Source organism: Coriobacteriia bacterium, from assembly GCA_034370385.1.
Lineage (GTDB): Bacteria > Actinomycetota > Coriobacteriia > Anaerosomatales > PHET01 > JAXMKZ01.
Genome location: JAXMKZ010000033.1, coordinates 1 through 9,983, shown reverse-complemented (window position 1 = coordinate 9,983; position 9,983 = coordinate 1). Strand labels below are relative to the sequence as shown.

Annotated in this window: 7 protein-coding genes; all 7 read left to right on the top strand. The window is 63.8% G+C overall.

Going from position 1 to position 9,983, the window contains the following annotated elements:
- Positions 1–454 precede the first annotated feature (454 nt).
- Positions 455–1,744, top strand: a complete 1,290-nt coding sequence (locus tag U1E26_07560) for a hypothetical protein (protein ID MDZ4169496.1) — start codon at positions 455–457, stop codon at positions 1,742–1,744.
- A gap of 23 nt (positions 1,745–1,767) precedes the next feature.
- Entirely contained in the window at positions 1,768–3,771 is a 2,004-nt protein-coding gene (locus tag U1E26_07555; protein MDZ4169495.1) for a nickel-dependent hydrogenase large subunit, read from the top strand.
- A gap of 20 nt (positions 3,772–3,791) precedes the next feature.
- Positions 3,792–5,081 carry a cytochrome c3 family protein gene (locus tag U1E26_07550; protein MDZ4169494.1) on the top strand — a complete coding sequence of 430 codons (1,290 nt, stop codon included), beginning with the start codon at positions 3,792–3,794 and terminating at the stop codon, positions 5,079–5,081.
- A 124-nt stretch (positions 5,082–5,205) separates the two neighbouring features.
- Positions 5,206–6,579, top strand: a complete 1,374-nt coding sequence (locus U1E26_07545) for a hypothetical protein (protein ID MDZ4169493.1) — start codon at positions 5,206–5,208, stop codon at positions 6,577–6,579.
- Positions 6,580–6,595: 16 nt separating this feature from the next.
- A complete protein-coding gene (locus tag U1E26_07540) occupies positions 6,596–7,402 on the top strand; it encodes a hypothetical protein (protein ID MDZ4169492.1) in 807 nt (268 codons plus the stop codon).
- 60 nt (positions 7,403–7,462) lie between these two features.
- Positions 7,463–9,178 (top strand): calcium-binding protein, encoded by a 1,716-nt coding sequence (locus U1E26_07535; GenBank protein ID MDZ4169491.1) that lies wholly within the window; start codon positions 7,463–7,465, stop codon positions 9,176–9,178.
- 211 nt (positions 9,179–9,389) lie between these two features.
- Positions 9,390–9,983, top strand: a 594-nt coding sequence (locus U1E26_07530; protein ID MDZ4169490.1) for a hypothetical protein, incomplete at its 3' end; no start/stop codon positions are given.

Sequence of the window (9,983 nt, the reverse complement as noted above, 5' to 3'; positions counted from 1 at the left end):
GGCTACGAGATGGTAATCTCGGACGGAAAGGGATACGCACCACCAGCCGGGCATCTGATGCCGTTCTCGACGCGTCAGCAGCTCCTCGCGATGTTCAATCCCTTGAACTGAGAGTAGACCCCCCAAATCCTTACGCGCTCCGCCATGGAGAGCATCTTGACATGCGAGGTCGCGGGTGCTAGATTCCGTTGTAACATCTGTTACATGCTACCGTCCGCTGGGCGGAAAGCGATGGGTGTGACCGGGTTGGAGCTGACAACGGACCCCTAACGAGCATTGCTTTTCGGAGCCCCGAGCGCGACGCGCTCGGGTGCTTCTTGTCGCTCGCAGGGCCGAATAGGTCTCTCTGATTCACTCCGAGCGTTGACTAGGAAGGAGGTTCGGGCACTACGTTCTTCACGCTCGGGTTCGTTCTTCGTTTTCACTACGTCCGTATGTTTGGAAGGAGGAGAATATGGCTATCACCAGGCGGCAGTTTGTCACCCGTTTGGGAACCCTCGCGGCGGCCGTTGGCATGAGCCAGGCGGAGATGTCGCGAGTAGTCGGGGCCTTCGGCGCGATCGATCCCACGAAGAGCTTTGGCGGCACCCTTCACAAGCCCGTAGTGGTATGGATCCATGGTGCTGAGTGCACCGGGTGTTCCACGTCGCTTCTCAGTTTTCTCGAGAACGCAGGCGGCAAGCCGATCTACGGCGACAGCACGACCAGTACGCTGGACGCACTTCTCGCGGCAGGGCTCGACGCGGCCGCACCGCTCACGCTCACCGGTGGCCTGCGCGTCGATGCTGACGTAGCCGGCGTGCCCATGCTCAATATCGCCGATGTGGTCATCGACGTCATCGATCTTCAGTACCACGAGACGGTCATGGGCCAGGCGGGCGACCTTGCGGCGCAGTGGCTCAAGGACTTCGAGACCAACGGACTCGGTGCTGGGAAGACCGGATTCGTTCTCGTGGTCGAAGGTGCGCTGCAGAAGATCAACGGCAACAGCGCGTGGGACCCGACCGGCACGTACGCCGGCCACGTCCCGTGGTGCTCCATCGGCATGAGCGACGATTGGGACGCTGAGAATCCGACGACCTCTCCCGGATTCGAGCACGACATGCCTGAGGTTGTCACGACCTTGGCGGAGGCCGCGAACTGCCTGGCCGTTCTGCCGGTGGGTCAGTGTGCCTGCTACGGTGGGTACCCGGGCTGCAAGCCGGCTCTGGCCAGCGACGAGTTCGATGTCAAGCTGTCGCAGACCGGTGCCCAGGGCGTCTATGACTATCTCGCAGATCATGGCACCCTTGGCGCGGAGGGCAAGGTCATCAACTCGCCCGGCTGCCCGACCAACCCATTCTGGCTCGTCCTGACGATCATCCAGACGATGATCGCTGCTCAGGGCGGCGCTCCGGGAGTGGCTGCTTTGGTCGCAGGTGTCGATTCCGGTAGGCGCGTTAAGAGCGCCTATCCGATTCCGGTGCACAGCGCGTACTGCCCTCGCTACAAGTACTACACCAAGGGCATCTACGCCTCGAAGCCCGGTCAGGTCGGTTGCCTCCAGAAGATCGGCTGCAAGGGTCTGTACACCCGCTCTCTATGCGGCGTACACGGCTGGAACAACATGCAGCCGCAGAACGGCGCCGCGCAGACGTTCGTCGGTGCCAAGGGCGGCAGCCACTGCACGTCTTCCGGGCATCCCTGCATGGGCTGTACCGAGCCCGGCTATCCTGACCGCTTTGTACCGTTCGTGAAACTCTAGACACGGGAAGGAGGGTGAAATAGATGACTACATACAATCTCATTGCTGGAACTAGCGAGCATGAAGTAGACCCGATCTCTCGTATCGAGGGTCACTTGGGCGTGAAGGTCTCGGTCGAGGGCGGCTTGGTCAAGGACGCCAACGCTCACGGTAACCTGTGGCGTGGTTTCGAGAACTTCGTTCTCGGTCGCAAGCCGAACGACCCGATCACGTACATGCAGCGCATCTGCGGTGTCTGCCCCGTGCCGCATGGCCTGACTGCAACCTTTGCCGCTGATGCGGTTCTGGGCTACAGCCCGGGTCACACCACGTTCAAGGGCGTTATCACTGAGAAGGCGATGCTCATCCGCAACTTGGTGCTCGGTGCCGAGTTCCTGATGTCGAGCATCACGCACTTCTACCACCTTGCAGCCCCCAGCTACGTTCAGGGTCCGGCCATTCCGCCCTGGACGCCGTACTTCAACGACGCTTGCTACAGCCCGCTGCTTCTGAGCGCCGGTAACGGTGTGGGTGGCCAAGGGGTCGTTCCGAACGCGGCCGCTCCTAAGCTGTGGGACGCCATCATCATCAGCTACGTCACCGCGCTCAAGATGCGCCGCCTCACCTTCGAGGCCGGTGCGTTGTTCGCCGGACGCATGCCGATGACATCGTGCTTCGTCGCCGGTGGAGTTACCAACGACACCTCGGATTTGGTCGCGTTCGCGGCCAGCTGCGCGAAGTTCAAGAGCCTCATCCGTGACGTCGGTCTGTGGATCGTCAAGGAGTACGTGCCGATCGCGTTCGCGCTCGGCCTGCTCTATGCCGACTACGACAACGCGGGCAACACGGGCATCAGCGGCGATCGTCTTACGCCGGAAGACGGCAAGGGTTACGGCGCCGGTCTTGGGCGCTTCCTGTCTTGGGGCTGTTTCCCTGAGACTGACGACACGCTGTTCACTAGGGGCGGCGTCAGTGGCCCCGGCATCACGCCGTTCACCGCCAAGAATAAGGCTGAGGTCTGGTCCAAGTGGCTGAACCCGGCGAGTGGTTTCTCGGTCGAGGGGAACCTCACCGAGGATATCGCGAACTCGCGGTACTCGAAGTCCGCGGCGGACATCGCCGCAAACAGCTACACGGGCACTGAGGCGTACCCGGGTGATGTGCTGCGCACGAAGCCGAACCGCGGCGCGGGATACTCGTACATCAAGGCTCCGCTGTGGGATGGCAAGCAGTGTGAGGTCGGACCGCTGGCTCGACTCAAAGTGGCCGGAATCTACGCGGGCAATCTCGCCGGTCTCTACGGTGGGATCTACGCGCTTCCGGGCTCGGCCGCCTATGGGCTCAACCCCAACGCGCTGTCGGCGACGCTCGTCGCCGGTCTCATCGGCACCGACACCAGTGCGGTCATAGCGGGCACCAATGCCGCTCAGCTCGTCGCTGCCTGGCTGCTGCCCGAAGCGGCACTGCCGCCGGCGCTCCAGGGCATCATCAACCCCACGGGCGTTGTCGCCGGCCTGTCCGTGATGGACCGCCTCCGCGCCCGCGCGCTCGAGTCGCTCCTGTTGGTCCAGCGCATGGTTGGAGACGTTGTTGTGGACCCGGTCACCGGCGCACTGTCTTGGTCCGACGACTGGACCGATCCGCTCGATGGCGCTCACACCCTGCCGTGCTGGATCGATCAGCTCGCGGCCAGGGGCACCCAGGCGTCTTGGGTTGCCGGTTCGTCCGTTGCCCGTAAGGTCGGCTCTCACCACGGCTATGGTGCTGTCGAGGCCCCTCGTGGCGCCCTCATGCACCAGTCGACCATCAAGGACAACAAGATCACCGCATACCAGTGCATCGTTCCGACCACATGGAACGGCGCTCCGAAGTCCGCTGCTGGCGAGAACGGGGCCATTGAGAAGGCGTGCATCGGCGTTCCGTTTGATAACGACGCCGGAGAGTTCCTCAGCAAGGACGGGTCGACCATGGTCACCAGTGCTGGCGGTATCGAGGTAGTGCGTGTTGCCCAGACCTTCGACCCGTGCATCGCATGCGCGGTCCACTAGAAGACTAGGAGGTGATTGGTGTGAAAAAGCTCGTAGTACTGTTGGGCCTCGCACTGGCGCTTTCCCTGGTCTCAGCGACCGGGGCATTCGCCAACTTCGGCCCTCACGGTGGATATGCCGTGAACACCGATGCGTGCGCAGCGTGTCACCGCGCACACAGTTCGTTCTCGGAGATCCAGTACACCCCGAAGGACGTCGGTGCGCTCGATCCCGTCGACTACCCCTACGCTCTGCTCGTGGGTAGCGCTGGCACGATGACTGAGTTCTGCAACGCCTGTCACGGCACGGCCGCTCCGGGCGCCTCGACGAACGTCGTCGACGGCATCTTTGACTCCGGCCCGTCCGGTGCTGCTGGTCAGGCCATCGGCGCGGATACCGGCGGCGGCGTGCTGTCGCAGTACGTGACCGACTCGACGTTCGGCGAGGGTCTCAACGGAGGCGGTTTCACGACTACCTTCCGCAGGGACTTCGACGGCACGGCCGTTGGTGCCGTGGCCGCAGTTACGTCAACCCACATGCTTTCGGATCCGGGCGCTGGTGCCCTGCTCCCGAACTGGGGCTTTGGCTCGGCTGTTGCCGGCACCAGCCTCACGTGTGCTGACTGCCACGATCCTCACGGCAGCACGAACTACCGCCTGCTGAAGGATAGCGTCAACGGTCAGGACGTCGCGCTGAACGTCTTCGGTGACGACGATCCGGTGAACTACCCCTACGCCGACGGTTGGAAGCGCGGTGCCGATGGTGGCGCAGCGCAGATGGCCGCCTACGTGCCGGACTACACCGGTGGAACCAAGCTCGTGGCCAACGCTGGCGCGCAGGTTGGTTCGCTGTCCGAGTGGTGCGCTGCGTGCCACACTACCTATGCGGACAGGTCGAGCGACGCGAGCTACGAATGGGCTGGCTCTGGTGCACCCATCAACAGCCCGGCCTACGACGACCCCGCTGGCGTTGCTCCCGTCACGCGTCACCGTCACCCGGTTGACGTTGCGCCGAGCTCCGGCGACGCCATCCTTCAGGTGGAGGCGTATCAGTCGACCGACGCCGACTGGGTTGCGGGTCGTGCCTCGATTCCGCTTGAGCGCATGATCGGTGGCGTGGAGGAGCGGGACAACAACCTTGGTTGTCTGACCTGCCACTTCGCTCACGGTTCCTCGCAGGTCATGACCGGTTGGGCCAGTGCCGCACTTGGCACCACCAACTTCAACATGCCGGTGCGCAATGACGCACTCGGTGGCGTGGATCCGACCTTCTCCAGCGCTCTGCTCCGTGCCGACAACCGCACGGTCTGCGAAGTCTGCCACGAGAAGTAGATGCTCTTAGGGGACTCCCTGAGGAGTTCACTGGCTTGAATGTGGGGGTCCCGGGTCGTAGACTCGGGACCCTCCGCACTACGGGGACCTTGTCCGGACGATACGAGCTCGAGGAGTACGTGACGTGGAGATCGCTGACGATCGGTATCTCGGAGTGGACCACTATCGCTCACTGGGCCTGATGGCGAACCCCTTCTGTGCGGGCCAGTGGGGTGAGCCGTCGTGGATACCCTCTGAGGTGGAGGCGGAGGCGCACCGACTGCTGTCCGTTCTCCTTGAAGCCAAAGCCCAAGGTGACGCGCGTCCCCTGTGGGTCACCGAGCCCGACGTCATCGACGATGAGCTCTTCATGGGCGCCATATCGAAGCTCGAGTTCATGCTTGCAAATGATCCGGATCTCAACGCCCTTCACGCGTACGTGCCGTTGCCTGCGATGCGAATCGGCTCAGTCAGGGCTATCTTGAGTGTGGTCAGCGAGCGGATCGTGTTCCGTGAGTTCGATGAGACGCTCGCCGCGTATTTCCGAGGTGTGCTGGGAGAGGCCGACACCGGTCTTGCTTCGTACAAGGTGCTTGGCCCCGAAGGCCTGGCTCGCTTCGTGTCGGAGTTCGAGACGGACGCGACCGCCGCGATGCGGGCGGTCTTCGGTGACGAGGTGCTCGAGCGTCAGGACGAGCACGCGGATGACCTCGATGAGCGACAGATCGATGTGGAACGACTTGGCGACGATGAGGACGAAGCCGGGGAACTCGATGACACCCTCGGGGTTGCCCCCGGCGTTGACTCCGAAGATGACGAGGATTCCGAGGCGGCTGAGAGCCCCGCGAGCCACGAGCAGATGGTCCTGGACTACCTGATCGAGCATACGTCGGTACACCTGTCGCCGGTCATCGCGCGCGCCCTGCGGGCGTTTCACGAGCGGGGTCAGGTCGCTGCTGCAGCGGAGCTCAGGGTCACAAAGGCGCCCAGGAAGACCCTCGCTTCAGCCGTGAAGCTGGCGCGTGCGCGGTTCGACGACGTCACGATTCTGCTGGCGGAGTTTGAGTACTGGGAGGATGTCCCGGAGAGCCTGCGCCACAAGATAGTCGGCGCCCTGTCTGAGCTTCGTTGGTCACTGGGCAGCGATGCGCGCATCGTCTTCTTCGCGCGCCGCAGCCAAGCGCCGGAGCTCGAGGAGACCTTCGGCTCGGCGAATCGGCTCGAGTGGGAGTTCAAGTCGTTCCTCAATCCCCTGCGCTTCGAGGAAGCCGGCTTGGATGCCGAGCTCGTCGACTCGTGGCTTGCGGCTGCGACTGCGCCCGACCACGAACCGCTGACGGTCGGCGGCACAGCGCTGGCGAGCGCCGCGGAGCAGTCGGCTCAGGACTTCGATCGCTTCGTGCGAGTTGCGCGCGTGGCGGTGGAGTGCGCCGCCGAGCGTGGGGCCTCGACGATCGAGGATGCCGATATAGCGGCGGGGTTCGAATCCGTGTCGGCATCTGAAGCCGAGGAAGAGTAGAGGAGCTCGTTTCGCTATGCGTCGTATGACTCGGCCCAGCGGCAGGACGACCCTTGGCATCGCGGCCGGCGTGGTGGCGCTCGCTGCCGTCATCTTCGTGTTGTCGGCTGTCTCCGGCGGCGATCCATCGACGTCGGGAGATTCCGGGGCCGCACAGCAGACGGTGGAGTCTCGGCTCACTTCGGCCGAGATCAGGCTCGCCACCGGGGATACGACACGGGCAGTTGCGATCGCACAGGAGATACTGGCCACCGATCCGGGCAACGTGCGCGCACAGGCTATCGTCAGCAAGGCCGGGCGAGGGTCGGCCCCTGCTCCGTCCGCGCCGACGAGCCCCGGTTCTTCCCCAAGCGACGAGCCCAATTCCGAGAACCCGCCGCCACAGGTCGATGACGAGGCTTTCTCTAAGGAGATCGAGGACATCGGCGCTCTGTTGCCCAAGGCCTTCGAGGGTTACAGCATGAGCGAACCCGTCGTGATGGGTGGCGATGCGGATGTGTCCGCGGACCCTGTGTCGCCTGATGCCCCCGCGTATCGCGTCGCGTGGGCCGTTCATGACCGCCAGAGCAATGATGGAGCGGAGTCGTTCATCGCGAAGACGAGTAAGGTCGTGTACCCGAAAGCGTCTTCACAGAAGATAGTGGTTGATGGAGCACCGGCGTACTTCGGTACCGACGGCAGGGAGCTTGCTACGGTCGTCTACCGCCGGGGTCGCTACGTGTTCGAAGTGGTGGTCGTCGCCAAGACGCAGGGCGACCCGTCGAAACTCCAGCCGTTGGCCGTTCTGGCCGCGAAGGAGTTCGTCGACACGCTCGATCAGTAGGAGCCCAAGGGCGCCTGCGCGATGACAACTGACACGTGCCACTCGAGACGGAGGCAACAGATGGTTCGGACACCTGCGCGGGAGCCCCTACGCAAGGTAATCGGCGGTACCGCGGTGATGTGGGCCGCCATCGTGATCGCAATGGGCTGCTTGGCGTTGGCACCCGCCGCCGCGCATGCGGTCAGCGGCGCGGGCTATCCGTTCACCAAACCGACCACCGTCCTCGCCTCCGTTTCAAGCGATGGAGTCAGAGGGTCGTCGTGGAGCGACAAGACGAGCGTCTCCGCCGATGGGCGCTACGTCGCGTTCGTCTCGGGATCAGGCAACCTTGTGCCAGGCGACACCAATGCCATGACCGACATCTTCGTTCGAGATCTGCAGACAGGGGTCACCCAGCGCGTGAGCGTCTCTTCTTCGGGCGCCCAGGGCAACGGGTGGAGCGACGCCCCTTCCTTGTCCGCAGACGGACGGTTCGTCGCCTTTCATTCGGGTGCCTCCAACTTGGTTCCGGGTGATACCAATGAGGCAGACGATGTGTTCGTTCGCGACCTCGTGACCGGTCAGACGACTCGGGTCAGCGTTTCTTCGTCGGGCGGGCAGGCCAACGCAGGAAGCTACGACCCATCGATCTCTGCCGACGGTATGAGGGTCGCATTCCGGTCGAGTGCTGAGTCGGTCAAGTCCAACGAGCCATGCTGCGTGGATCTGGTTCCGGGCGACTCCAACGGAATGAGCGACGTCTTCTTGCGTGACTTGGCGGCCGGGACGACGACACGGATGAGTGTCGGCCTCGGCGTGGCTCAACCGAACGGCTGGAGTGACCAGCCGGCAATCTCCGCAGATGGCAACTATGTCGCCTTCCGCTCAACTGCCAGCAACCTCGTGTCGGGCGATACCAACGGCGCGGAGGATATCTTCCTGCGCGTAGTGGGCGGCACCCTCACCGCCCGAGTCAGCGTCTCTAACACCGGACTTCAGGCGAACAACGGGAGCAGCAATCCGGTGCTGAGTAGGGACGGACGCTACGTCGGCTTCGACTCGTGGGCAACGAACCTGGTCGTCGGTGACACAAATGGAAAGGCCGATGTGTTCACCCGGGATCGGCTGACCGGACGGACCGTTCGAATCAGCATCTCGTCGGCGGGCACTCAAGCCAACGACAACTGCTATGAGCCGGCGATGTCTTCCGACGGGCGCGTGGTGGCGTTCCATTCGGATGCGTCGAGTCTAGCAAGCGGAGACACGAACAAGATGACCGACGTGTTCGTGCGTGACACGCTCGGCGGCGTGACTGATAGGGCGAGCGTGACTTCCACAAGTGCCCAGGCGTCGGCGGACAGCTACGGCGCTTCGCTGTCGGGCAATGGGCGCTCCATCGGATTCACCTCGAATGCCCGAAATCTGGTCGCCGGCGACTCCGGTCTGTGGCACGAGGCATTCGTGCGTTACCAGCTTCCGGGCGCTTGGGTGGGCACTCCTGCCGCTCCTTCAAGCGTCTACCGGTCGAAGTACTTCCGCGTCTCCGGCATTCTCAAGCCACGTCACTCCACAGGCAGCCCGGTTCGCGTGTACAAGTATCGCCAGGTGTCGAAAACCGCGTGGAAGTCCGAGGGCTACATCGTGGCGAAGGCTTCATCCTACTCCACGTGGTCGCAGTACTCCGCGTCCATGCGCCTGACCACACGCGGAAAATGGCGCCTGCGCGCGTACCATCCTGCTGATTCACTTCACCCGGCGATGTGGTCGTCGTCGTACCGATACGTCACCGTCAAGTAGGCGACAAGACCCACCTACTCGGGCTCGAAGTCGGTATCAATGCGCTGACGGCCCACGGCTTCGTCTCGTGCGCGCGTGTATACTCGTCTCAGACCTGCTGGCATGCTCGCTGCTCTACAGGGGCATGCACGTCTCACAGCCGCGTTCCGTTGGCCCGGCAGCCTCAGGATGCGGTGCAGGCCGAGACCCGAAAAGGAGGCCGGCGGCGCGCGTGAAGCCCCGTGCTACCAGAAGCTTCATCGTCATCGCCGCGATCGCCCTGTTTGCCGCGGCGCTCGCGTTCTCAGCCGCGCCCGCCCTGTTCGCCGCTGACGGTGAGTCGGTCATCGAGACCGCCGAGCCGGTCGAAAAGACCTCCTGCGCTCCTTGCCACCTCGACTTGGGCGATGTCGACGTCCCCGGACTGGTGTTCGGCCACGGCAACCACCTGCTCGTCTCCTGCGACGCGTGCCACTCGCGCATGCCGCACCGCGGTGACAACAACACCGAGCACGTCCCCATGGAGGTCTGTTTCGCCTGCCACGGCATCAGCCACGGCGATCAGGGCGAACTGGCCACGAGCGAGTGCGAGGACTGTCACACCCCCTCGTTCCAGTTGCGCCCGAAGTCCCACTCCGCCGACTGGGCCAAGACGCCGCATGCCGAGGCCTCGGCCTCCTCGGGCGTGAACTCGTGCATGATGTGCCACGACGCCGGGCCGGACTGCGATGCGTGCCACGCCAAGGAGGCGCCCGACGTCGCCAAGATGCCGCCCGTCTATCACACGGTGGTCACCCCGTTGCCCAAGGGCCCCAACGTCCAGATC

Excerpts from the sequence above, each read along its gene's own strand:
- U1E26_07535 (MDZ4169491.1), top strand. The coding sequence starts at position 7,463 with ATGGTTCGGACACCTGCGCGGGAGCCCCTACGCAAGGTAATCGGCGGT.
- U1E26_07560 (MDZ4169496.1), top strand. The coding sequence starts at position 455 with ATGGCTATCACCAGGCGGCAGTTTGTCACCCGTTTGGGAACCCTCGCG.
- U1E26_07555 (MDZ4169495.1), top strand. The coding sequence starts at position 1,768 with ATGACTACATACAATCTCATTGCTGGAACTAGCGAGCATGAAGTAGAC.
- U1E26_07540 (MDZ4169492.1), top strand. The coding sequence starts at position 6,596 with ATGCGTCGTATGACTCGGCCCAGCGGCAGGACGACCCTTGGCATCGCG.